Origin of the sequence: Methylobacterium sp. Leaf118 (genome assembly GCF_920984675.1) — a bacterium.
Taxonomy (GTDB): domain Bacteria; phylum Pseudomonadota; class Alphaproteobacteria; order Rhizobiales; family Beijerinckiaceae; genus Methylobacterium.
On the sequence record NZ_CAKLBV010000025.1, the window covers coordinates 40227 to 62574 of the forward strand.

Below are 22348 nucleotides of genomic sequence, written 5' to 3' on the forward strand. Positions count from 1 at the left end.
CTGCGGAGACAGGAGAGACTACGATGCTCGACGCCTCTACCTCGTACCCTGATTGGATGGAGACTGATCTCGACTCACCCCCAGCGAGCTTCGGGACGCGCGGACGAGCCCCATCTCGCTGCCCCTCTCGGCGCCCCCCGCCCTGTCCACCGGAAGGGCCCGCGATGGGGTCGGACGGGACCGACGTCGCAGTCTCCAGGGTGGAGACGTCAGATTCTCCGCCGGCGTTCGCGCGTTGCGACGGCTTGCTCGTTCAAGTGTTGCCGACCGACCGACCGGGGGATCGGCCGTGTGACGCGGCGGTCGCGGAGCGTCACCGCCCGTCCTACGGCGACGTTCTTCTCGTGGATCTGCGGCAACCCCAATCGATCGCCGTCCCGCCCGGAGCCATTCATATCGTTCTGCAAAGGGCGCTGCTCGGGGAGATCGCCGCCTGCTTTCGCGCCGGTCGGATCAACCCCCTCGACGCGCTGACGGACGCCTATGGAAGGCGATTGAGCGACGACACTATCCGCGACCTGGCGCTCCGCGCCTCGGCGACCCTCGATCGGGCGGATCGCGGGGCGACCGTGTTCCGGAACCAGCTCGGCCGAGCCTTGGCGGCCCATCTGCTCGCGACCTACGCGGATTCCGCGGAGCCGGCGCGCGGCGGTCTTGCGCCCTGGCAACTCAAGCGCGCCCAGGATCGGATGCGCCAGGCGCTCGCCCAGACGCTGAGCTTGCCGACAGTCGCGGTCGCGTGCGGCCTCTCGCCCAGCCATTTCGCCCGCGCCTTCCGCTGCTCCACGGGGATCTCGCCCCATGCTTGGCTCGTTCGGCAGCGCCTCGCCCGCGCCAAGGATCTGATGCGCGCGCAGGATCTGTCGCTGGCCGACATCGCCCTTGCCTGCGGCTTCGCCGATCAGAGCCACTTCACCCGCGTCTTCGCCCGTGAGGAGGCCATGAGCCCAGGCCGCTGGCGCCGCTCGATCGAACGTGACGCGGCCAAACCCTGAACCCCCCCCGTTCCACGCGACCTCCGCGGCCGACGCCGTCAGGTCGCGTGTTCGGCCGGCGGGAGCACCGTGGCGATACCGCCGAGCAGCGTTTGGATCTTCGCCCGAATGATGTCCTTGACGTCGCCATCCGGAGGAAGGCGATAAATGAATTCGCGCACGCCGAGATAAAAGATCGACGAGTGAATAGACCAGACGATCTCAATTTCGATGTTCGATGCAGGCACATTCGCGATCGATGGCCGATCGAAGTGGGCCCTCAATTCGTCGACGACGCTCTCAAATACGCGATTGCGCAGGAAGTTCAGATAGCGCGCGTTGAAATCCAAATTTTTCAGCCCGGCGAACATGAAGAGCCGGACCCATTCCGGTGTTAGGATGACGTTAGCATAGCTGATGTAGAACGTGATCAGCCGGGTCTCAAGGGGAACGCTGCGGTCTTTGATCGTTTCTTCCCAGAACGGATCCCAGCGTCCGACGAAGACATCCTGATAGACGCGCTCGATCAGAGCTTCCTTGCTCGGAAAATAGCGATAGAGCAGCGGCTGGGTGATCCCTAAGATCGTCGCGAGTTCGCGCGTCTGACCTTCGAAACCGCGCTCGGCGAAGAATGCGACCGCCGCCGCCGCGATGCTCTTCTCACGATCACCGGGCGAGAGTCGCCTGCGCGACCCGGTTTGGCTCGTCTCGGCGGAGCCCGGGGAGCGCCGGGTGGCGGTGAGCGGACCAGCAAGGCCGGATTTCGGCTTGGGCGAACGGACCATCGGTCCTCGTTACCACAGGCAGGCGGGTGATCAAGCGATAAGCGGAGGGCGCCCTTTCATCCGGAGCGGCATTCCCTCGAAGAGACGATGCCAGGCTTCCGAGAGGCGCGATCTTTATCGTGCGATAAATAGCGTTGACAAACCGGCAGCCGTCGGCTCATTGTTGATCGAGCGATCATCAGCGATGGGCACGGACGCACGGCGTCGCGGGCCGGGTCGATCAGCCGATCAGGGAGTGGGCGCCGTGGCAACGAGCAGCAGCGGGCACGGCAGCAGCAGGCCTCACGCCGTCGTGGTCGGTGGCTCCATGGCCGGGCTGTTCTCGGCTCTGCTTCTGCGGCGGGCCGGCTGGGCCGTGGACGTCTATGAGCGCGCCGGGGCGGAACTGGCCGGTCGCGGGGCCGGAATCGTGACCCATGACGCGTTGTACTCTGTCCTGCAGAATGCGGGGATCGATCGGCAGGCGGCCGAAGTCGGGGTGTCGGTCGTCGGGCGGCGGGTGCTGGCGAAGGACGGCTCGATCGTCGGCGCGTTGGCGCTACCTCAGGTCTTGACGTCCTGGGGGCATCTCTACGGTCTGCTCCGCGCCGAGCTTCCCACCCAGCGCTACCATCAGGGCCGCACGCTCGCACGGATCGAGGAGGGGGCCGAGGCCGTCAAGGCCCATTTCACGGATGGTTCCTCGGTCTCGGGAGACCTGCTGATCGGGGCGGACGGGATCTTCTCCGCCGTACGCGCGCAATGCGCCCCGGAGGTCCACCCGACTTACGTCGGCTACATCGCTTGGCGCGGCCTCGTCGACGAGGCCGACCTATCGCCGGAGACGCGGGCCACTCTCCTCGACCACTTCGCCTTCAGCCTGCCGGATGGCGAGCAGATGCTGGGCTATCCGGTGGCCGGCGCGGATCACGCGCTGGCGCCCGGCCGCCGCCGCTACAATTTCGTCTGGTATCGCCCGGCTGCCGCGGACACTGCCTTGCGCGCGTTGCTGACCGACGCAGACGGCATCGTCCATCGGCTCTCGATACCCCCGAGCCGGATCCGACCAGAGATCGTCGCCTCGATGCGCTCGGACGCGCGCCGGCTCGTCGCACCGCAATTCGCCGAGGTCGTCGAGAAGGCCGGGCAACCCTTCCTCCAGGCGATCCAGGATCTGGAGGCCCCCCGGATGCGGCTCGGCCGGCGCGTCGTCATCCTCGGCGACGCCGCCTTCGTTGCCCGCCCGCATGTGGGCATGGGCGTGACCAAGGCCGCTGCGGATGCGCAGGCTCTCGTCGACGCGTTGGCGGCCCATCCGGATGATCTGGACGAGGCCCTCGCGGCCTTCGCAACGATCCGGCTGCGCTCTGGTGCCGCCGTGATCCGCCGCGCCCGGGAACTCGGAGCCTACATGCAGGCACAGATCCTGACGCCGGAGGAGCGCGCCATGGCTGAGCGCCATCGCCGACCGGAGGCCGTGATGGCGGAGACGGCCGTCGCGACCGGTTTGGCGGCGTGACCCGAGGCCTCACCGGACGGGAGGACACCGTGAACAGCGCACGCATCGCGCGCCACCCCATCTTCCGTCGGCTCTGCTTCGAGCGACGCTGCCTCGGCGTCGTCCTCGCGGCGACCATGGCGGCGGCCTACTTCGCCTACATCCTCACCATCGCCTTCAGGCCCGACCTCCTCGGCAGGCCGGTTCAGGACGGCGCGATCCTGACGTGGGGCATCGTCGCCGGGGTGGCGCTTCTCGGCCTGGGCTTCGGGCTCACCGTCATCTACGTCGCCTTCGCCAACACGCGGCTCGATGGTCTCAGCCGGCGCCTGCGGGAGGTTCTCCGATGAGCCGCGCGCGCATCCCGCTCGCCGCTGTGGGGATTCTCCTCGCCGGCGGGGCCGGGGCGGAGGCCCTGACGGGACCGGTGACGCGCCAGCCGCTGAACGTCACGGCGATCGCGATGTTCCTCGCCTTCGTCGCCGTCACCCTGGCCATCACAGTCCGTGCCGCCCGCAAGGGCACCGGGACGGCGAGCGAGTATTATGCGGCTGGCGGCGGCCTGAGCGGCTTCCAGAACGGCCTCGCCATCGCGGGCGACTACACCTCGGCGGCCACCTTCCTGGGCGTGACGGCGCTGATCTACACGTCCGGCTACGACGGCATGATCTACGCGGTCGGTTTTCTCGTCGGCTTTCCGATGATCCTCTTCCTGATCGCCGAACCGCTCCGCAACCTCGGACGCTACACCTTCGCCGACGTGGCGGCCTACAGGCTGGCCGAGGTTCCGGTCCGACTGGTCGCGGGTCTCAACACGCTCGTTATCGTGTTGTTCTACTTGATTGCCCAAATGGTTGGGGCCGGCAAGCTGATCGAGCTGCTGTTCGGCCTGCCCTACGGTGCGGCGGTGCTGCTCGTCGGTCTGCTGATGATGGCCTACGTCGTCTTCGGTGGCATGCGCGCGACGACGTGGGTCCAGATCATCAAGGCGGTCTTGCTGCTCTCGGGCTCCGCCCTGATGTCGGCGCTGATCCTAGCGCGCTTCGGCTTCAGCCTCGAGGCTCTGTTCGCCCGGGCGGTGCTGCTTCATCCGAAAGGGCAGGCGATCATGGCGCCGGGCGGTCTGGTCCGGGACCCGGTCTCGGCGCTGTCGCTGGGCCTCGCCCTGATCTTCGGCACGGCCGGCCTGCCGCACATCCTGATGCGCTTCTTCACCGTGGCCGACGCGCGCCAAGCCCGATTCTCGATCCTGGTGGCGACCGGGTTCATCACAATCTTCTACACGCTGCTCTTCGTCCTCGGCTTCGGCGCCATCGCGCTGGTGCAGGGCGATCCGGCCTACATGGATGCGGCCGGCGGCGTGATCGGCGGCGCCAACATGGTCGCGCTGCACGTGGCGGACACGCTCGGCGGCCCCCTGCTGCTCGGCTTCATCTCGGCCGTGGCGTTCGCCACGATCCTGGCCGTGGTCTCGGGGCTGACGATCGCGGGCGCCTCGGCCGCCAGTCACGATCTCTACGCCCGCGTCCTGTGCCGGGGGCAGGCGAGCGAGCAGAGGGAGGTTCGGGTCTCGAAGGTGGCCGCGGTCGCGATCAGCGTGGCCGCGATGGGGCTCGGCATCCTGTTCGAGAATCAGAACATCGCCTTCATGGTCGGCCTCGTCTTCGCGATCGCGGCGAGCGCGAACTTCCCCGTGATCCTCCTGTCGGTGGCTTGGCGGGGCCTGACCACCCGCGGCGCCGTCGCGGGTTCGCTCGCGGGCCTCATCAGCGCGCTCGTCTTGGTGGCGCTGAGCCCCGGCGTCTGGACCACGGCGTTGACGCTCGGCGCTGCCCCGTTCCCGTACGACAACCCGGCCCTGTTCTCGGTCCCCCTGGCGTTCGTCACATCCTGGGCCGTGTCGCGGCTGGACCGGAGCGCGGCCGCGGCGTCGGTGCGGGCCGCCTTCGAGGCGCAACACGTGACCGCCCAGACCGGCTTCGACCGGCCGCGGGCGCCGGCACCCCATTGATCCGACGTGGAGCAGGGCGATGACACAGCAGACACGCGCGCACTGGCCGGCGCCTCCGGGCGACTGGCCGCAGGACCTGCGCGCGGACTTCGCCGCCGGGGCCGGGAGCGGACGGGTCGGCAGCCGTCTCGTCTCGGAGACGGACCGCGTCCGGGTCTGGTCGCTCAGCTTGAAGCCGGGCGCGCGGATCGGCTTTCACACGCACGTGCTCGACTATTTCTGGACCGCCGTCACCGGAGGCCGGGCGCGCTCCCATCACGCCGATGGCCGGATCCGCGAGACGACCTACGCGCCCGGCGACACCCAGCACCATACCTTTCCGCTCGGCACCTTCATGATCCACGATCTCGAGAATATCGGCGAGACCGAACTCACCTTCACGACGGTCGAGTTTCTGGACAGCGCCAACCTACCGCTTCCCGTGCTCCCGTGAGGGCACCTTGACGATCGGGGCGTCCCGCAACCGCCGATCCGGCAACCCAGCGCGGGAGCCTCCTGGATCGATGCTCCGATTCCGAGCACGAAGAACGCCGCGAGTGACATGCCGGAAGCCACTGTACATATCGTCGACGACGATCCGGCGCTGCGCAACGCGCTGATGCGTCTGTTGCGATCGGCCGGCCTCGCGGCGATCGCCTATCGCGACCCGGCCGATCTCCCGGTCACCCGGACGCGCGAGGCGCCGGAATGCATCCTCCTGGACGTGCGCTTGACCGAGCAGAACGGGCTGGCGGTCCAGGAGACCTTGCGCGATGCCGGCTGCACCGTGCCGATCATCTTCCTCACGGGTTACGGCACGATCCCCATGACCGTGCGGGCGATGCGCGGCGGCGCTGTCGAGTTCCTGACGAAACCGGTTAACGATACGGTCGTGCTGGAGGCCATTCATCGGGCGCTGGAGATCGACGCGGCCGCGCTGCGGGCCGGCCGGGTCCAGGACGACCTCGTCCGGCGCCTCGCCGCTCTGACGCCGCGGGAAGGCGACGTGCTGCGCTGCGCCATCGGCGGCCTGATGAACAAGCAGATCGCGGCCGAACTCGGCATCACGGAAATCACCGCCAAGGTGCACAAGCGTCGCATGATGGAGAAGATGCGCGCCCGCTCCCTCGCCGAGCTCGTCCTCATGGCGCACCAACTCGGGATCGAGGCGACGCGACAGCGCTGACGGATCGGTGGCCGACCGCCGGAGTTCGGCCGAGCGGCTCTGCTCCGGATCCGTCCGGTCGCGGTCGGCCATGCTCTCATCGCGCAGGCGCCCGCCGCCCGGCGACCTGAAGGGCCGTCGCGGCCGCCGCGAGCCCGACGCCGAGCCCCGCCACCATCGACCAGCCGCCCGCCTGCCACGCGGCGGTCGCCGCCGCCGAACCGGCGGCGCCTCCGAGGAACATGCCGCCCATCAGGATCGTGTTGAGGCGGGCCCTGGCCTCGGGCCGAAGGGCGAAGATCAGGTGCTGGTTCGAGACGAGCGCGCTCTGCATCCCGAAGTCGAGCAGGATGACGCCGATCACCAGGCCGGCCAGGGACGTCCAGACACCGAGGACGAGCCAGGACACCAGGGTCACCGCCGCGCCGATCATGACGACCGCGTGGGGACCGCGCCGGTCCGCGACGCGGCCCGCGATGGGGGCCGCGAAGATGCCGACCGCACCGACGATGCCGAACAGGCCGGCGATGTCGGCGCCGAGGCCGAAGCGCGGCTCCTGAAGCTGGAACGCCAGGATCGTCCAGAACACCGTGAAGGCGGCGAAGATCAGTGCCTGGGTGGCTGCCGCCAGGCGAAGGGCCGGCAACGCGCGCCAGAGCTGAACGAGCGAGCGCATGAGCGCACCGTAGGAGAGGCCCGCGGCGGGGCGGCTCGCCGGCAGGCGCGCGCCCATCAAGGCCCCCGCTGCGAGAGCCATCGGCACGCCGAGCCAGAACATCGCCCGCCAACCGCCGTGGATCGCCATGAACCCGGCCAGGGTCCGGCTCAGGAGAATCCCCGTGAGGATCCCCGACAGGACCGTGCCGACGGTGGCGCCGCGGCGCTCGGGCGCGGCGAGGTGGGCGGCAAGCGGGACGATCTGCTGGGCGACGGTGGCGGACAGGCCCACGAGCAGCGAGGCCACGATCACCAGCGCGGCGTTGGGCGCCAGGGCGGTGAGCGCGAGGGCCAGGGCGAGCAGGCCGAACTGGCCGACGATGAGCGCGCGCCGCTCGACGAGATCGCCGAGCGGTACCAGCAGGAACAGTCCCAACGCGTAGCCGAACTGCGTCGCGGTCGGCACGAGGCCCGTGAGGCCGCCCGGGAGGTCCGCCTCCATGATGCTCAGCATCGGCTGATTGTAATAGATGTTGGCGACCGCGATGCCGGCCGCGGCGGCCATCGCGAAGGTCAGCCCACGCCCGAGGTGGGCCGGCTTCCGGGCGTCCATCGTCTCGTCCGTGATCATCGCCCTCTCCACCCAACCCAGCTTCGCGCCGGCGGCCAGCCCGGAGGACGGCCGCATGCCGCCCCAAACCTCCGAAAGGGGTGCGCTCCCGGCAACCCGCGTCCCGAACCATCCCCCGGTCGCTCCTCGGGGGAGGGCCGTACCGGAGGCTCAGCCGCCCCCTGGATCGAGGAATCGGTGGATCGCCTGGACTACGACCGATCCCTCCCCGACCCCGGACGCGACGCGCTTGACCGAACCCGCGCGAGCGTCCCCGACCGCGTAGATTCCGGGTGTCGTCGTCGCGAAGGGCGACGACAGGACTTGGCCGGCCTCGTCCTGGCCGGTCGATACGAAGCCCCCTCTGTCGAGCGGCAGGCAACCGCACAGCCATTCGGTGTTGGGCGCGGCGCCGATCATCACGAAGAGCCCGCCGAGCCCATGCGCCTCCACGGCTCCTGTCCGGCTGTCGCGCCACCGGACCTGGCGCAGGAGCGCGTCACCCTCGAGCGCGGTCACCTCCGTGAACGGGTGCACGGTGATCTTCGGCGATGTGACGATCCTCTGGACGAGGTAATCCGACATCGTTGCCCGCAACCCCTGGCCGCGCACCAGGACGTGGACATGCGCGGCGGTCGCGGACAGGAACATCGCGGCCTGTCCGGCGGAATTGCCACCGCCGACCACCGCGACCTCCTGCTGTTCGCAGAGACGGGCCTCCGTGCCGGTCGCCGCGTAATAGATGCCTTGCCCTTCGAACCTGTCGTAATCCGGCAGGGCGAGTTTCCGGTAGCGGGCTCCGGTCGCGACGACGACTGCCCGGGCCCGGACGGACCGGCCGTCCTCCAGCGCGATCCGATACGGACGCTCCGTGCAGTCCAGGCGGGAGGCCGCACGGGAAATTGCCAGATGGGCACCGAATTTTTGCGCCTGGATCTGGGCCCGTCCGGCCAGTGCCTGCCCCGAGATGCCGGTCGGGAAACCCAGGTAGTTCTCAATCTTGGAGGATGTGCCAGCCTGTCCCCCGGGGGCCTCCTGCTCAATCACGATGGTCGAGAGGCCCTCCGAGGCCGCGTAGACCGCGGCGGCGAGGCCTGCCGGTCCGGCGCCCACCACGGCGACGTCGAAGACCCGGTTCTCCTCGAGCGGTTCGGTGAGGCCGATCCGGTCCGCGAGTTCCCAGTTGGACGGTTTCCGCAAAACGATCGGTCCCGGCATGACCACCGACGGCAGGTCGGCCTCGTCGATGCCGAAACGCCGCATCGTTTCTGGGGCGTCCGCATCGCGGTCGCTGGCGATGGTTCGATGCGGATAGGCGTTGCGCGTCATGAAGCGCTGGAGGCGCAACGTGTCCGCGCCGTGGCTCGGTCCGATCAGCACGACGCCGCCGTGCTGGTGCCGCAGGAAGCCCAGCCGACGGAGGATGAAGGCCCGCATCACGATTTCGGAGATGTCCGGCTCGGCCGCCAGCATCCGCCGGAATTCCACGCGCGGCACCCGGACGAGCCGCGTGTCCCGCCGGGCCTGGCTGCTGACGAGGGATTCGCGTCCGTTCAGAAAGTTCGTCTCGCCGGTGAATTGCCCCGCATGGTGGACGGTGAAGACATGGCGCTCGCGATCCGGGCCCTCGTCGAACGTCTCGACCTCGCCCTCGAGCAGGAGGAAGAAATCGGCGGCGCGATCGCCGCGCCGGTAGAGAAACGTGCCGGCCGGTACCGTTTCGCGCGTGCCGTACTGGGCGATCCGCGCCAGCAGAGTCGGGTCGAGGCGCGGGAAGGTCTGGGCGTCCCTTAGATAGGGATCCGTCTGATCGAGAGGCGATGGCATCGCGTCGTCGCCGGACATTGGGACCATCGGTTCTTCCCCTTGCGTCAACGGGCGCGGTCCTGCGCCGTCCCTTCACCGGGGGGCGGGGAGGCAGCCGGCGCGACGCGCACGGTCGCGGTCATACCCGCCGCGAGGGTCACGTCGACCGGCACGGCATCGATCGTGACGCGGACCGGAATTCTCTGGGCGAGCCGAACCCAGGTGAAGACCGGATTGACCGATGGCAGGCCGGCAACCCCGGGCGTGGCGTTGGGGTCCATGATCCCGCGCGAGAGGCTCTGGACCCGGCCGGGCAGGACCCGATCCGGATAGGCCATCAGCACGATGCGGGCGGCGTCCCCGACATGGATGCGCCGCAGCTGCGTCTCCTCGAAGTAACCGGCAATCCAGTAGCTGTCGGAGTCGATGAGCGTCATCGCGGCTTGTCCGGCGACCGCGTAGGTGCCCGCCTGCAGGAGGAGGTTGGTCACGTAGCCGTTGACGGGCGAGCGCACCTCGACGCGCGACAGGTTGAGCTCGGCATTCTCGAGTTCGGCGGCGGTCGCCTGGTACGCGGCCTCGGCCGCGTCGGCGTTGCTCTGGTAGGTTTGGCGCACCTCGGCGCTGACCGCGAGGTCGTCGAGCTTGTTGCGGCGCTCCGCCTCGGCCCGGGTGTTGGCGACCTGCGCGGCGTCCCGCGCCAGAGCCGCCTGCGCGCGCTTGACCGCGATCCGGTAGTCGCGCGGGTCGATCCTGAACAACACGTCGCCCTTGCGCACCGCCTGGTTGTCCGTGACGACGACCTCGGTGACCTGCCCGGAAATCTCGGCGGCGATCTGGGCCGTGTAGACCCGCACGCTGCCGTCGCGCGTCCACGGCGTCTCGACGTAGTAGGCCCAGGCGAGCCAAGCGAGGAACCCGGCGCCGGACAGGACCGTCGCGACCGCGACGAGTCCGAAGACCGACGGGATCGCCGGAACGGGGAGCGCGGCCGTCGGGTGCGCCTGCGCGGGCGCCGGATTGGCCTGGGGGAGGCTCGGCATCGCTCACACGCGTCCGAGCGCGAGGACGAGGCCCGACAGCGTGAGGGTGAAGCACGCGAGTTCGACGAGCGGCGAATGCGACCAACGCCGCGTCGCCGGCAACTGACGCAGCAGGACGACGACCGCACAGGTCACGCAGAAGGCAAGGACGATGCAGGGCGCGAAGGGCGCCACGAAGACGCCCAGGATGTCGATTTCGCGGAGTGGAATCATCGGGCGATCCTCCAGATACGTGCCGGGAGCACCACCTCGAAGGCTGCGACCGCGAAGGCGATGCCGGCAAAGACCGCGAGGCATTCGTTCAGCGAGCCGATGAGGTCGTACTGCATCGGATTGGTCGGATCGACCGCCGTCAGGAACGACAGGTTGTAGCCGATGGCGGCCCCGGTCGTGCGCGGATCGGTGACGGCCACCGCACCGATGAAGAGGAAGGGAAACAGGACCGCGGCGAGGATCTCGAAGGCGGCCGGCGTGCCGAGGAGGGCGTATTTCGCTGCCAGCCCGGCGATCTGGCCCACGGCCACGCCCCCGAGATAGGCCTGCGCACGCCTGTCCGAATCGGGCATCGTGGCGAAGATGATGGAGACGACCCCCGCGAAGGCGACGAAGAACCCGCCGCTCGGCCAGGCGGTGGCGATCCAGATCGCCCAGGCACTCCCGACCACCAGGAAGGTCCGAAACGCGTTGGCCAACACGACGTCGGGGGTCGGCATCGGCGGTGCTGGGCTCGCGGGCGGAGGACCCCGGCCGATCTCCGCAAGCGCGCTCGCCGCGTACACGCAGGCAATCCCGACCGAGATCCCGGCCCCGCGGGCCAGGGCCGTTTCGAACACCGACAGGGGCGCGTCCGCGCTCAGGACGACGATCAGGCCTGCCGTGAGGCCGCCCAGGGCGGCGCCGTAGGAGGCAAGGCCCGGAAGGCTTCCCCCCACGAAGGCGCTGAGCCCGAACCACAGGGCCAGATACAGCCCCAGGGCGATGGGCGTCTGGGCGAAGGCCGCGATCCCGACCACCCCGGCGACGAGTCCGAGCAGGGTGCCGATCATCCGCCAAGCCCCCTTTTGGGCGACCAAGCCGCGCGTCGGCAAGGCGAGCGACATCACCGTCCAGGCGGCCCAGCGCGGCGTATCGAGCTGCAGCCACATGGCCAGCCAGAGGGCCGCCAGGGAAGCCAGAGCGGTCCGGATGCCGAACGGCACGCCGGTCCCCACGAGACGCGTCAGGAGGGGAGCCCCGTGATCAATCGAGCGGCCCGAGGGTGTCCCGGGGGCCTCGTCGCTAAGGCGGCGTGCTGTTCCGCTGCCAGTCGATCCGGACCCGTCTGCGCTGGCCGCCACGCTCAGGGACCGGGGATCAGAAAGCCCGGCTGGCGCGTCAGCGCCTCGGCCGCCGGTCTGGGGAGACCGAGGTTGGTCGCCAGCACGTCGGGCGGGTTCGAGCGCAGCCAAGCCGAAAGGTCGTTGGCTTGATAATGCCCGTTGTTGAATCCGACGAGCACCTTGAGGACGCCCGAACCCGTGTTCCGGATGTAGTGTCCCGATCCCATCGGAGCGTAGCCGATGTCGCCCGCCTCGAAGGTTTCGACGACGACGCGACCCTCCGCGAGGAACACAACCATCTCGGCGGAGCCTTCGAGATAATACTGCCACTCGTCGGCGTTCGGATGCCAGTGCAGTTCGCGCATCGCTCCCGGTTCGATCTCGAGCAGAGAGCCCGCCATCGTGGTCGAGAGCGGAAACTCCGCGACCGTGACGGTCCGCTGGGTGCCGCCGCCGGGGACGCGCCGGGGCTCCTGGGCGTGGAGCGGGTACCGGTGCCGCGACGTCAACGCCGGTCGCGCCCGCGGGGTCGCATCGGCCGAGCGGTCGTCCGGTACGGGGCCGAGGGCGAAATACGCTTCGCCGCGGGGCAATTGGGCCAGATCCTCGGGGGCGACGCGAAGATTCTGGGCGAGGGCGGCCCTGGGCGTATGGGCCAGCCAATCCGTGACGCTGAAGGTGTGATCCTCGGAGAAATCGCCGTTGTCGAAGATCAGGATGAAGTGGCACTCGTGCGGTCCGAGCCCTTGGATGGAGTGCCCCCAGCCGCGCGGGAAATACCAGACGTCGCCGGGGCCGAACGTGTCGATCGCCGAGCTGCCGTCTGGATCGAGGATCGTGGTGCGGCAGTTGCCCGAAACGACGTAGGCCCATTCCGCCGCGTTGGCGTGCCAGTGCATCTCCCGCATTCCGCCGGGCGCCAAGCGCATCGAGACGCCCGCGATACCCTGGCTCGATGGAAACTGCTGAACCGAGGCGCCGCGGGTGATGCCGCCGGGGCCGAGGCGGGGCGGCTGCGCCTCCAGGCGATAGCGGAACGACAATTCAGGAGCCGTCACCGGGCAATCCTCGTTGCGGTGGCAAGTCGATGCCGGACGAAGGGCATCATGTGCTGGGAATTCAATAGTATCGCGGGATGGGCCCATCTTGCGGCGTCGTGTCGCCCTCAAGATCGATCATGATCGAATCGACGTAGCACCATCCCCAACCCTCCGGAGGATCGTAACCTTCGACGATCGGATGTTCGGTCGCGTGAAAATGGGCTGTCGCGTGCCGCATCGGTGACTGATCGCAGCACCCGACATGCCCGCAGGTCCTGCAGATCCGCAGGTGGAACCACGCGCTGCCGATCCGAAGGCAGTCCTCGCAGCCGCGCGCGCTCGGCTTCACCTCTCGGATGTCCGCGACGTGTCGACAGGCTGGAGGCACCGATCGTCTCCTTCGCAGATCGTCTGTGGGGCTGCCCCGGACCTTGGATCGGACGGGCAATGCGATCGCCGAGCCGATCCAAGGCTCCGATTTCATCTCAAAGACCCCGTTTCGCCTGCCGCATCTTGTCCAAACCTGCGCCGATTTGGACGATTGGATCGGCTGCGGGCCGACCAATCTGCCCCGCGGCGGGAGAGCGATCCCTGGGGCGCCCGAGCGAAGTCGGGGCGGCGCGATCGTCCTAAAACGACAAGATCGATCAATCTTTCCGAGCCGGGCTGTTCCAATCAGCACAGCGTCCGCACGAACGTGCTCACGCTCAGACAGGTCCTCGTGAGCCGACGCGGGCACGCCGTCATCGTCACCCCTGATCGCGACGGTCCAGCCGATAGCGTCGCCGGGCGAATGAGCACGAACGACCCCGGCGCTCGGCCGAGCGTATCGGCGCGGGGGAGGCACCCTCTTCGCACGTGCTCGCAGCCCGTCTCGGTCGACGCCACTCCGTACGAGAGCGGAAACCGCGCCTGTCCCAAGTACGAGGAGCCCCATGGTCGAGGCTAAGATCCGCGCCTATACCAATCCTGCCGGCGGTTGGGGCGCTCTGGAGGCGACCGGCAAGGCGCTCGTCGAGCAGGAGATTCCGGTGCGCGGCGCGGCGACGCTGCTGCGCATGAATCAACCGACGGGGTTCGACTGCCCCGGCTGCGCCTGGCCCGATCCCAAGAAGCCCGGTCCGTTCGAGTTCTGCGAGAACGGCGCTAAGGCGATGGCGTGGGAAGCGACCTCCAAACGATGCACCCCGGACTTCTTCGCCGCCCATCGGGTCTCCGAGTTGGAGACGTGGAACGACTACGATCTGGAGATGGTCGGGCGCATCACGCATCCGATGCGCTACGAGGCGGCGAGCGACACCTATGTGCCGGTCCCCTGGGATGAGGCCTTCGCGCGCATCGGGGCGCTGCTGCGGGCGCAAGCCGACCCGGATCAGGTCGAGTTCTACACCTCAGGGCGGGCCTCGAACGAGGCCGCGTTCCTGTTCCAGCTTCTTGGGCGGGCTTACGGGACCAACAACTTTCCCGATTGCTCGAACATGTGCCACGAGGCGACCAGCGTCGGGCTCCCGCAGAGTATCGGCGTCGGCAAGGGCACGGTGCTGCTGGAGGATTTCGACCGCGCCGACGCCATCCTGATCTTCGGCCAGAATCCCGGGACCAACAGTCCGCGGATGATGACGAGCCTGCGCGACGCGGCGCGGCGCAACGCGGCGATCCTGAGCTTCAATCCGTTCCCGGAAAGAGCCTTGGAGCGCTTTCAGGCGCCCCAGAACCCCGTCGAGATGGCGTCGCTGACATCGACGCCGATCTCGTCGCGCATCTTCCAGGTCCGGGTCGGGGGCGACGCGGCGGCCCTCAAGGGCATCATGAAGGCCTGCATCGCGATGGACGATGCCGCCATCGCGGCCGACGAGGCACGCGTGCTCGATGCGGATTTCATCGCCGGCCACACGAACGGGTTCGAGGCCCTCGCGGCCGACCTCCGGGCGGCATCCTGGGCGGCGATCGAGCGGCGCTCGGGTCTCACCCGCGCGGATCTCGAATTCGCGGCACGGACCTATGTGGCCGCCGAGAACGCCATCCTGGTCTGGGGCATGGGGATCACCCAGCATCGGCGCGGCACAGAGAATGTCCGCCTGGTCGCCAATCTCGCGCTCCTCCGGGGCAATGTCGGGCGGCCGGGCGCCGGACTGTGTCCGGTGCGCGGACATTCCAACGTCCAGGGCAACCGAACCGTCGGCATCACCGAGAAGCCGACGGCCGAGATGCTGGACCGGATCCGGGACACCTTCGGCTTCGCGCCGCCTCGGGCGCCAGGCCACGACGTGGTCGCGGCCCTCGACGCGATGCTTCAGGGCCATGCGCGGGCCTTCATCGCGCTCGGCGGAAACTTCGCCGCCGCCATCCCCGACACGGCGCGCGTCCAGCAGGCGATGCGCAAGCTCGACCTGACGGTGGCGATCAACACGAAACTCAACCGGGGACAGCTCGTCCACGGCCGCGAAGCCTACATCCTTCCCTGCCTCGCGCGCAGCGAAGTCGACCATCAGGCGACGGGCCCCCAGTCGATCACCGTCGAGGATTCGATGTCGATGGTGCACGCCTCGGCCGGCCGCAACGCCCCGGCCTCCCCGCACCTGATGAGCGAGACCGCGATCGTGGCCGGCCTCGCGCGCGCGACGCTCGGTCCGGACTCGACGATCCCCTGGAAGGACTTCACCGCGGATTACGACCGCATCCGCCACGCGATCGAGCGCGTCTTCCCGATCTTCCAGGGCTTCAACGCACGGATCCGTGTGCCCGGCGGCTTTCATCTCACCTCGCTGGCGCGGGAGCGGATCTGGGCGACGCCGTCCGGCCGAGCCCAGTTCGCCGTGTTCGAGGGTCTGGAAGAGGACGCCCATACGGGCGACCCGCAGGCCCTCTGGCTGACCACGATGCGCAGCCACGACCAGTACAACACGACGCTCTACAGTCTGTCAGACCGCTATCGCGGCGTCTTCGGCGGTCGCATGGTGGTTTTCCTCAGCGAGGCCGAGATGGCCCGCCAGGGTGTCCGCGCCGGGGAGCGGGTGGCGCTCGACACGATCGCCGACGATGGGGTCGCCCGCTCGGTCGAGGGCTTCCAAGTCGTGCCCTACCGGCTGCCCGACGGCTGCGTCGGCGCCTATTACCCGGAGGCAAATCCCCTGGTGCCGCTCGGCCTGCACGATCCGCAGAGCCACACCCCCTCCTATAAGGCGATTCCGGTCCGGATGCGCCGCCTTGAGACGGGAGCCGCCTGATCATGGATGCCCTCACGCTCTCCCGCATCCAGTTCGCCTTCACGATCGGCTTTCACATCCTGTGGCCGGCCTTCACGATCGGCATCGCGTCGTTCGTGGCTTTCCTGAGCTTCTGGTGGTGGCGCACGGGCAACCCCGTCTACGGCGCGCTCATGCGGTTCTGGATCCACATCTTCGCGCTGGGTTTCGGCATGGGGGTCGTGACCGGACTGGTGCTCTCCTACCAGATCGGGACCAATTGGAGCGGGTTCTCCCGGGCCGTCAGCAACGTGCTCGGGCCGTTCTTCATGTACGAGGTCATGACCGCCTTCTTCCTGGAGGCGGGTTTCATCGGCATCGTCATCTTCGGCGAGAAGCGGGTCGGGCGCGGCGCGCATTTCTTCGCCTGCCTGATGGTTGCCACCGGGACGCTGTTCAGCGCCAGCTGGATCCTCGCCTCCAATAGCTGGATGCAGACCCCGGCCGGCTACACGCTCGATTCCGAAGGCGTGTTCCACGTCACCGACTGGTGGGCGGCGTTCTTCAATCCGTCCTTCCCCTATCGCTTCCTCCACATGATCTGCGCCAGCTACATCACGGGCAGCTTCGTGGTGGCGGGGGTCTCGGCCTACCATCTCTGGCGGCGGGAGCACGTCGAGGTGGCCCGCAAGGGCTTCTCGCTGGCGATGGGCGCTGCCCTGGTGCTCGTCCCGCTGCAACTCGTCATCGGCGACGCGCACGGGCGCAACACCATGCGGCATCAGCCGACGAAGCTCGCCGCCATGGAAGGGCTCTGGGATTCCGGCTCGGGCGTTGCCGCGACGCTCATCGCGTGGCCGGACATGGAGGGCGAGCGCAATCGCTTCGAGATCGCCATCCCGCACGCCGCGAGCCTTTACCTGACGCATAGCTGGAACGGCTACGTGCAGGGTCTCAAGGCCGTCCCAGCGGCCGACCGCCCTTATGTCCCGCTTGTGTTCTTCGCCTTCCGCATCATGGTGGGCATCGGCATCGTGCTCCTCATCCTGGCGATCGTGGGGGGCGTCCTGCGCTGGCGCGGCCGCCTGTTCACGACGCGGTGGTTCCAGCTCGCCGCCATGGCGGCGACCCCGCTGGGCTTCATCGCGGTGATCGCCGGCTGGACCGTGACGGAGACCGGGCGACAGCCCTACGTGGTCTACGGACACCTGCGCACGGCCGACGCCGTCGCGCCGATCGCGCCCGGGGCCGTGCTGACCTCGTTGGTGATGTTCTTCCTCGTCTACAACGTCCTGCTCCTGGCCTTCTTCTGGTACGGGGCGCGGATCGTCGTGCGCGGACCGAGCGCGATCCCGAACGTGCATCCGAACGCGGTGCGCCCCGGCCTCGAGCAGGCGGGAACCGCCGTCCTCAGCCGGGCGACCGCCCCCCCCGCATCGATCGCAGCCGGGGAATGACGATGGACCTGCCTCTGATCTTCGCGCTCGTCTCCGCGACCGCCATCGCCGTCTACGTTCTCGCCGACGGCTTTGATCTCGGCGTCGGGATCCTGTTCCTGCTTGCGCCGCGCGGTCGGCATCGGGACCTGATGATGCAGAGCGTCGCGCCGATGTGGGACGGCAACGAAACCTGGCTCGTGCTGGGGGGCGCCCTGCTCTGGGCCGCGTTCCCGATGGCCTATTACGTCCTGCTCCCGGCCTTCTACCTGCCGATCATGGCGATGCTGTTCGCCCTGATCCTGCGGGGCATCGCCTTCGAATTCCGGTTCCAGGCGACCCGCTTCCAGCGCGTCTGGGATTTCGCCTTCGCGGGCGGATCGCTCCTGGCCGCGTTGGCGCAAGGGATCATCCTGGGCGGCTTCATCGGCGGCGTCCCGCTGAGCAACGGAGTCTTCTCGGGAACCGCGTTCAGTGCGTTCAGCGTGCTGGGATTGCTGTGCGGCGCCGGCCTCGTCGGGGGTTATGCCTTGCTCGGGGCGGGCTGGCTGATCTGGCGCACCGACGGGCCCGTGCAGATCTTCGGCCGGGAGGTGGGACGCGCCGCCCTGATCCTGACCGCCAGCATGATGCTCCTGGTGAGCGCGTGGACGGCTCTGAGCGTGCCCGAGGTGGCGCGGCGCTGGTTCGCGTGGCCGACCGTGGTGCCCCTCGCGCTTCTCCCTGCGGCGGCCGTAGGCCTCTCGGTCCTGATCTGGCGCAGCCTGTGGAGCCCGCGCGAGACACGGGTCTTTCAGTTCGCAATCCTGCTGTTCCTCCTCGGCTTTGTGGGTCTGGTGGTCAGCCTGTGGCCCTACGTCGTCCCGCGCCACGCCACGATCTGGAGCGCCGCGTCCGACGACGCGACGCTGCGCTTCGTAGGCATCGGCATGCTGATCGTCGTGCCGGTCATCATCGCCTATCTCGGCCACGCCTACTGGGTGTTCCGGGGGAAGACGGTGCCGAGCGCGCAGGAGGCCGAGGAAACCCTCCCGGCGACGCCGTCCGCGGGGCGGCGCAGCTCGGCTTCGGAGACCGCACTGCACCTCTGCTGAGGCCCTTCGCGATCTACCTGATCCTCGGCATGCTCTACGAGAGCACGATCCATCCGATCACGATCCTCTCGACGCTGCCCTCCGCGGGCCTCGGCGTGCTGCTCGCTCTGATGGCCTTCGGGCGACCGCTCGACATGATCGGCCTCATCGGGATCATCCTGTTGATCGGCATCGTCCAGAAGAACGGCATCATGCTGGTCGATGTCGCCCTCGAGGCGGAACGGAGCCGCGGGCTCTCGGCCACGGAAGCGGCCCGCGAGGCCTGCCGCCTCCGCTTCCGGCCGATCCTGATGACCACGCTCCGCGCCCTCCTCGGAGGTGTCCCGTTACTGCTCGCGACCGGCGCCGGCGCCGACTTGCGCCAGCCCCTCGGCCTGACGATCGTGGGAGGGTTGATCGTTTCGCAGATCCTCACGCTCTACACGACGCCGGTCGTCTATATCTACATGGCCCGCCTCGGCAGGCTGCTGTCTCGCAACAACGTCCATGCGCCGCCGCACGTGATCTGACGGCACCGGCGCATTCGCGATGGCCGCTCGGAACAGACATCGTCAGGCCTTGGCGCCACCATGCCTGTGTTGCCGCTCATCGTTCAACCGGACCACGGCACCGCGCCCGTCGTCGCGCTGATACGGAGCGCCGAGCGGGACATCCGGCTCGAGCCGTTCGCCTCCGACCCCCCTCGGCGGGTCGATGCGGTGATGGCTCGGCCCGCGGACGGCGTCGCGGTGCGGGGTCTCCTCAACCCGGCCACGGGCCCCGGGGACCGCATCGACGACGCGACCCTCGCGCCGCTGGAGAAGGCCGGCATCAGCCGACGACCGTCATTCGGCGATCGGCGAGCCGATGCCCGTGTCGAACCGTCGATGACCCGGCCATAGGGTTCGGAGCCTCCGAAGTCTTTCGCGCTTCGAAGCGAGGCTCTGATCGCAGACCGGTGCACCCGTTGCCGGGCGAGCGCGGATGACCGCGCACGAATGCACAATTTGCAATCCGAACCGACAAGACCTTAGCTCGACTGCGCGTCACGTTGCCGGCGAGCCGTTCCCCTCTCGCCGCGAACTTCGCACGTCACGCCGACCCCGAAACCACCCCCTTGCGTGAGGCTGCCCCGACCGAAGGTGTCGTGGCCGAGTGTTTAGAGTGGCCGAGTGGCCGAGTGGCCGAGTGGTTCGACCGGACGACGTCGATCCGGCGACGGGCGGGCCGGCGTCGAGACGGTTCGGTCCCCGCTGTCCCCGTCTCAACGGTCGAGTAAGCCCCGATATGCGCATCCTTTTGGCCATCGCCTGCCTTCTGGCCGCCGAGGCTCACGCACAGGCGGGCCGCACCGGGACGGGCGGCGGCCCGCTCTCGACACAGACGGCTCCGGATACGACGGCAACCGGCACGACGATGCCGCCCGATCACGCCGCGAGCCCGACCGCAACCCAATCGCCGGATCGGCTCACCCGCCACGATCGCGCGATGGACCGGATCGACAACAGCCTCTGCATCGGTTGCGACGCGAAGTGATCCGGGACGGAACCGGGGCGGAGCCAACAGGAGCGACAAAGCATGGCCCAGAAGGTGGCGGATCTGTTCGTCCGGGCGCTGGCGCAGGCCGGTGTGAAGCGGATCTACGGGGTGGTCGGCGACAGCCTGAATGGCCTGACCGAGGCCCTGCGCCAGCACGGATCGATCGACTGGATCCATACCCGCCACGAGGAGAGCGCCGCCTTCGCGGCCGGCGCCGAGGCACACCTGACCGGTGAACTCGCGGTCTGCGCCGGCTCCTGCGGACCCGGCAACCTGCACCTGATCAACGGCCTGTTCGACGCCCACCGCTCCCGCGTCCCGGTCCTCGCCATCGCGGCGCAGATCCCCTCCGCGGAGATCGGTCGAGGCTACTTCCAGGAAACCCATCCGCAGAACCTGTTCCAGGAATGCAGCCATTATTGCGAGCTTGTCTCCTCGCCTGCCCAGTTGCCCGGCGTGATCGAGACCGCGATCCGCGTCGCGATCGCCGAGCGCGGGGTGGCCGTCATCGTCATTCCGGGCGACGTCGGGCTCATGACCATGCCGGGCGACGCACCCCCTCTGTCGGCGGCCCTGGTGCCGCCGCCCGCCGTCGTGTGCCCGCGCGACGCCGATCTCGATGCACTGGCCGGGATGCTCAACGGGGCCGGGCGCGTGACCCTGTTCTGCGGCCGAGGCTGCGCCGGGGCCCACGCGGAGTTGCTGCAGCTCGCCGAGGCGCTGAAGGCCCCCGTGGTCCACGCGCTCGGCGGCAAGGAGCATGTCGAATGGGAGAACCCTTACGACGTCGGCATGACGGGTCTGATCGGCTTCTCCTCGGGCTACCGGGCGATGCTCGATGGCGACACCCTGCTGCTGCTCGGCACGGGTTTCCCGTATCGCCAGTTCTATCCCGAGACAGCCACGGTTGCGCAGATCGACTTGCGGGCCGAGAGCCTCGGGCGCCATTGCCGGATCGATCTCGGCCTGCTCGGCGATGTCAGGGCCACGATTGCGGCGCTCCTGCCGAAGCTGGAGACGAAGACGGACCGGGCGCATCTCGATGACAGCCTTGCCCATTACCGCAAGGCCCGCGCGGGCCTCGATGCCCTGGCGGTCGGCAAGTCCGGCGGCAAGATCCACCCGCAATACGTGGCCCGTACGTTGAGCGAAGCGGCCTCCGAGGACGCGGTGTTCACCTTCGATGTCGGCACGCCGACGATCTGGGCGGCGCGCTACCTCGCCATGAACGGCAGGCGCCGTCTGATCGGCTCGCTCAACCACGGCTCCATGGCCAATGCCCTGCCGCAGGCGATCGGCGCGCAGGCCGCCTATCCCGGGCGCCAAGTCATCTCGTTCTCTGGCGATGGCGGTCTCACCATGCTGATGGGCGATCTCCTTACCCTCAACCAGCACGAGTTGCCGGTGAAGATCGTGGTGCTGAACAACGGCACCCTGGGTTTCGTCGAGATGGAGATGAAGGCCGCGGGCTTCCTCGATACCGGGGTGGCGCTGGTCAACCCGGATTTTTCCGCGATGGCCCGCGGGGCCGGCATCTTCGCATGCCGCGTCGAGGATCCGGCCGAGTTGCCCGATGCGATGCAGGCGCTGCTGGCCCATGACGGGCCAGCCCTGCTCGACGTGGTCTCGGCCCGACAGGAACTCTCCATGCCCCCGAAAATCGGCATCGAGCAGGCCATGGGCTTCGGGATGTGGCTCGCAAAAGCTGTCATCGACGGGCGCGGCACCGAAATCATCGATCTTGCGAAGACCAATCTCTGGCGCTGAGGCCCGGTCTGTTCCGCACTTCCGACGGGTTCCCGACGCCCGGCCATCCTTAGCCGATGGTCCGATGACGGTTCCCCAGCTTTAGAAAGCGGGCACTCGGCATGGATGTCGGTCCGTCCGAGGCCGAGACCTTCTGGACCGCTTTTCTCCGCAAGCTGGCGCGCCGCGGCCTGCATGGGTTCAAGCTCGTGATCTCGGACGCGCACGAGGGCATCAAGGCCTCGGTGGCCAAGGTCATGAACACGACGTGGAAGCGCTGCCGCGTCCACTTCATGAGGAACGCCCTGGCCCATGCTGGCCGAAGCGGACAGCGGGTGTTCTCCGCCTTCACCGCCACCACCTTCGCCCAGGAGGATGCCCAGGCTGCCCGGCTCCAGTGGCGGCGCGTGACCGATCAAGTCCGGCCTGTGTTTCGGCGTGCAACTATGACCCCTTGAGGCGGGGGATCGGCGTCCAATTCTGACCCCCTAACCTCGTTCTCG

Annotated in this window: 20 protein-coding genes and 3 pseudogenes; 14 read left to right on the plus strand and 9 right to left on the minus strand. The window is 68.6% G+C overall.

What is annotated here, in order from left to right; genetic code table 11:
- The first annotated feature begins 494 nt into the window (after positions 1–494).
- On the plus strand, positions 495–995 hold the full coding sequence (locus LW587_RS12640) for a helix-turn-helix domain-containing protein (protein WP_232629946.1): 501 nt from the start codon (positions 495–497) through the stop codon (positions 993–995).
- A gap of 38 nt (positions 996–1033) precedes the next feature.
- Here LW587_RS12640 and LW587_RS12645 read toward each other — a convergent pair whose 3' ends face one another.
- Positions 1034–1759 carry a TetR/AcrR family transcriptional regulator gene (locus LW587_RS12645; protein ID WP_232629947.1) on the minus strand — a complete coding sequence of 242 codons (726 nt, stop codon included), beginning with the start codon at positions 1757–1759 and terminating at the stop codon, positions 1034–1036.
- 244 nt (positions 1760–2003) lie between these two features.
- Here LW587_RS12645 and LW587_RS12650 point away from each other — a divergent pair, with 244 nt between their 5' ends.
- The 5 genes from LW587_RS12650 to LW587_RS12670 all read left to right on the plus strand — a co-directional run bounded on the left by LW587_RS12650 (position 2004) and on the right by LW587_RS12670 (position 6412).
- The gene (locus LW587_RS12650) at positions 2004–3257 is read left to right on the plus strand and encodes an FAD binding domain-containing protein (protein WP_269780327.1); all 1254 of its coding nucleotides are present in this window, start codon (positions 2004–2006) and stop codon (positions 3255–3257) included.
- A gap of 29 nt (positions 3258–3286) precedes the next feature.
- Positions 3287–3586 carry a DUF485 domain-containing protein gene (locus LW587_RS12655; RefSeq protein WP_232629948.1) on the plus strand — a complete coding sequence of 100 codons (300 nt, stop codon included), beginning with the start codon at positions 3287–3289 and terminating at the stop codon, positions 3584–3586.
- Positions 3583–5247 carry a cation/acetate symporter ActP gene (actP, locus tag LW587_RS12660; RefSeq protein WP_232629949.1) on the plus strand — a complete coding sequence of 555 codons (1665 nt, stop codon included), beginning with the start codon at positions 3583–3585 and terminating at the stop codon, positions 5245–5247. Before LW587_RS12655 ends, actP begins: the two co-directional genes overlap by 4 nt.
- 19 nt (positions 5248–5266) lie before the next feature.
- The gene (locus tag LW587_RS12665) at positions 5267–5680 is read left to right on the plus strand and encodes a hypothetical protein (RefSeq protein ID WP_232629950.1); all 414 of its coding nucleotides are present in this window, start codon (positions 5267–5269) and stop codon (positions 5678–5680) included.
- Positions 5681–5788: 108 nt separating this feature from the next.
- The gene (locus tag LW587_RS12670) at positions 5789–6412 is read left to right on the plus strand and encodes a response regulator transcription factor (RefSeq protein WP_232629951.1); all 624 of its coding nucleotides are present in this window, start codon (positions 5789–5791) and stop codon (positions 6410–6412) included.
- 76 nt (positions 6413–6488) lie between these two features.
- Here the strand turns inward: LW587_RS12670 and LW587_RS12675 are convergent, their stop codons facing one another.
- The 8 genes and pseudogenes from LW587_RS12675 to LW587_RS12710 form a co-directional block, all read right to left on the minus strand.
- Complete coding sequence (locus LW587_RS12675) at positions 6489–7679, minus strand: MFS transporter (protein WP_442919143.1); 1191 nt, start codon at positions 7677–7679, stop codon at positions 6489–6491.
- A gap of 150 nt (positions 7680–7829) precedes the next feature.
- Positions 7830–9131: an NAD(P)/FAD-dependent oxidoreductase gene (locus LW587_RS12680; RefSeq protein WP_232629968.1), complete on the minus strand. Its 1302-nt coding sequence runs from the start codon at positions 9129–9131 to the stop codon at positions 7830–7832.
- A 51-nt stretch (positions 9132–9182) separates the two neighbouring features.
- Positions 9183–9512 (minus strand): annotated as a pseudogene (locus LW587_RS12685) (Crp/Fnr family transcriptional regulator); the annotation flags it as partial.
- Positions 9513–9529: 17 nt separating this feature from the next.
- Entirely contained in the window at positions 9530–10507 is a 978-nt protein-coding gene (locus LW587_RS12690; protein WP_232629952.1) for an efflux RND transporter periplasmic adaptor subunit, read from the minus strand.
- Positions 10508–10510: 3 nt separating this feature from the next.
- On the minus strand, positions 10511–10720 hold the full coding sequence (locus tag LW587_RS12695; protein ID WP_232629953.1) for a DUF1656 domain-containing protein: 210 nt from the start codon (positions 10718–10720) through the stop codon (positions 10511–10513).
- Positions 10717–11706, minus strand: a complete 990-nt coding sequence (locus LW587_RS12700; RefSeq protein WP_232629954.1) for an FUSC family protein — start codon at positions 11704–11706, stop codon at positions 10717–10719. The genes LW587_RS12695 and LW587_RS12700 overlap by 4 nt, the downstream gene beginning before the upstream one ends.
- 140 nt (positions 11707–11846) lie before the next feature.
- Positions 11847–12884, minus strand: coding sequence for a cupin domain-containing protein (locus LW587_RS12705; protein ID WP_232629955.1), 1038 nt, complete (start codon positions 12882–12884; stop codon positions 11847–11849).
- Between the two features lie 61 nt (positions 12885–12945).
- The gene (locus tag LW587_RS12710; protein ID WP_232629956.1) at positions 12946–13254 is read right to left on the minus strand and encodes a UBP-type zinc finger domain-containing protein; all 309 of its coding nucleotides are present in this window, start codon (positions 13252–13254) and stop codon (positions 12946–12948) included.
- Between the two features lie 547 nt (positions 13255–13801).
- Between LW587_RS12710 and LW587_RS12715 the strand changes: the two genes are divergently transcribed.
- The 8 genes and pseudogenes from LW587_RS12715 to LW587_RS12750 form a co-directional block, all read left to right on the plus strand.
- Positions 13802–16093 (plus strand): FdhF/YdeP family oxidoreductase, encoded by a 2292-nt coding sequence (locus tag LW587_RS12715; protein ID WP_232629957.1) that lies wholly within the window; start codon positions 13802–13804, stop codon positions 16091–16093.
- Positions 16094–16095: 2 nt separating this feature from the next.
- Positions 16096–17508, plus strand: coding sequence for a cytochrome ubiquinol oxidase subunit I (locus tag LW587_RS12720; protein ID WP_232629958.1), 1413 nt, complete (start codon positions 16096–16098; stop codon positions 17506–17508).
- 2 nt (positions 17509–17510) lie between these two features.
- Positions 17511–18581 carry a cytochrome d ubiquinol oxidase subunit II gene (gene cydB / locus LW587_RS12725; protein ID WP_232629959.1) on the plus strand — a complete coding sequence of 357 codons (1071 nt, stop codon included), beginning with the start codon at positions 17511–17513 and terminating at the stop codon, positions 18579–18581.
- A gap of 8 nt (positions 18582–18589) precedes the next feature.
- Positions 18590–19090 (plus strand): annotated as a pseudogene (locus tag LW587_RS12730) (efflux RND transporter permease subunit); the annotation flags it as partial.
- A 60-nt stretch (positions 19091–19150) separates the two neighbouring features.
- Positions 19151–19462, plus strand: a complete 312-nt coding sequence (locus LW587_RS12735) for a hypothetical protein (RefSeq protein ID WP_232629960.1) — start codon at positions 19151–19153, stop codon at positions 19460–19462.
- Positions 19463–19859: 397 nt separating this feature from the next.
- Positions 19860–20096: a hypothetical protein gene (locus LW587_RS12740; RefSeq protein ID WP_232629961.1), complete on the plus strand. Its 237-nt coding sequence runs from the start codon at positions 19860–19862 to the stop codon at positions 20094–20096.
- A gap of 42 nt (positions 20097–20138) precedes the next feature.
- The gene (gene poxB / locus LW587_RS12745) at positions 20139–21866 is read left to right on the plus strand and encodes a ubiquinone-dependent pyruvate dehydrogenase (protein WP_232629962.1); all 1728 of its coding nucleotides are present in this window, start codon (positions 20139–20141) and stop codon (positions 21864–21866) included.
- Positions 21867–21949: 83 nt separating this feature from the next.
- A pseudogene (locus LW587_RS12750) lies at positions 21950–22285 on the plus strand (transposase); the annotation flags it as partial.
- Positions 22286–22348: the final 63 nt, after the last annotated feature.

What these genes read in the sequence shown, in the direction of transcription:
- LW587_RS12645 (WP_232629947.1), bottom strand. Translation starts at nt 1,759, where the DNA reads ATGGTCCGTTCGCCCAAGCCGAAATCCGGCCTTGCTGGTCCGCTCACC.
- actP (WP_232629949.1), top strand. Translation starts at nt 3,583, where the DNA reads ATGAGCCGCGCGCGCATCCCGCTCGCCGCTGTGGGGATTCTCCTCGCC.
- LW587_RS12665 (WP_232629950.1), top strand. Translation starts at nt 5,267, where the DNA reads ATGACACAGCAGACACGCGCGCACTGGCCGGCGCCTCCGGGCGACTGG.
- LW587_RS12670 (WP_232629951.1), top strand. Translation starts at nt 5,789, where the DNA reads ATGCCGGAAGCCACTGTACATATCGTCGACGACGATCCGGCGCTGCGC.
- LW587_RS12675 (WP_442919143.1), bottom strand. Translation starts at nt 7,679, where the DNA reads ATGATCACGGACGAGACGATGGACGCCCGGAAGCCGGCCCACCTCGGG.
- LW587_RS12680 (WP_232629968.1), bottom strand. Translation starts at nt 9,131, where the DNA reads ATGCTGGCGGCCGAGCCGGACATCTCCGAAATCGTGATGCGGGCCTTC.
- LW587_RS12690 (WP_232629952.1), bottom strand. Translation starts at nt 10,507, where the DNA reads ATGCCGAGCCTCCCCCAGGCCAATCCGGCGCCCGCGCAGGCGCACCCG.
- LW587_RS12695 (WP_232629953.1), bottom strand. Translation starts at nt 10,720, where the DNA reads ATGATTCCACTCCGCGAAATCGACATCCTGGGCGTCTTCGTGGCGCCC.
- LW587_RS12715 (WP_232629957.1), top strand. Translation starts at nt 13,802, where the DNA reads ATGGTCGAGGCTAAGATCCGCGCCTATACCAATCCTGCCGGCGGTTGG.
- LW587_RS12720 (WP_232629958.1), top strand. Translation starts at nt 16,096, where the DNA reads ATGGATGCCCTCACGCTCTCCCGCATCCAGTTCGCCTTCACGATCGGC.
- cydB (WP_232629959.1), top strand. Translation starts at nt 17,511, where the DNA reads ATGGACCTGCCTCTGATCTTCGCGCTCGTCTCCGCGACCGCCATCGCC.
- LW587_RS12735 (WP_232629960.1), top strand. Translation starts at nt 19,151, where the DNA reads ATGCCTGTGTTGCCGCTCATCGTTCAACCGGACCACGGCACCGCGCCC.
- poxB (WP_232629962.1), top strand. Translation starts at nt 20,139, where the DNA reads ATGGCCCAGAAGGTGGCGGATCTGTTCGTCCGGGCGCTGGCGCAGGCC.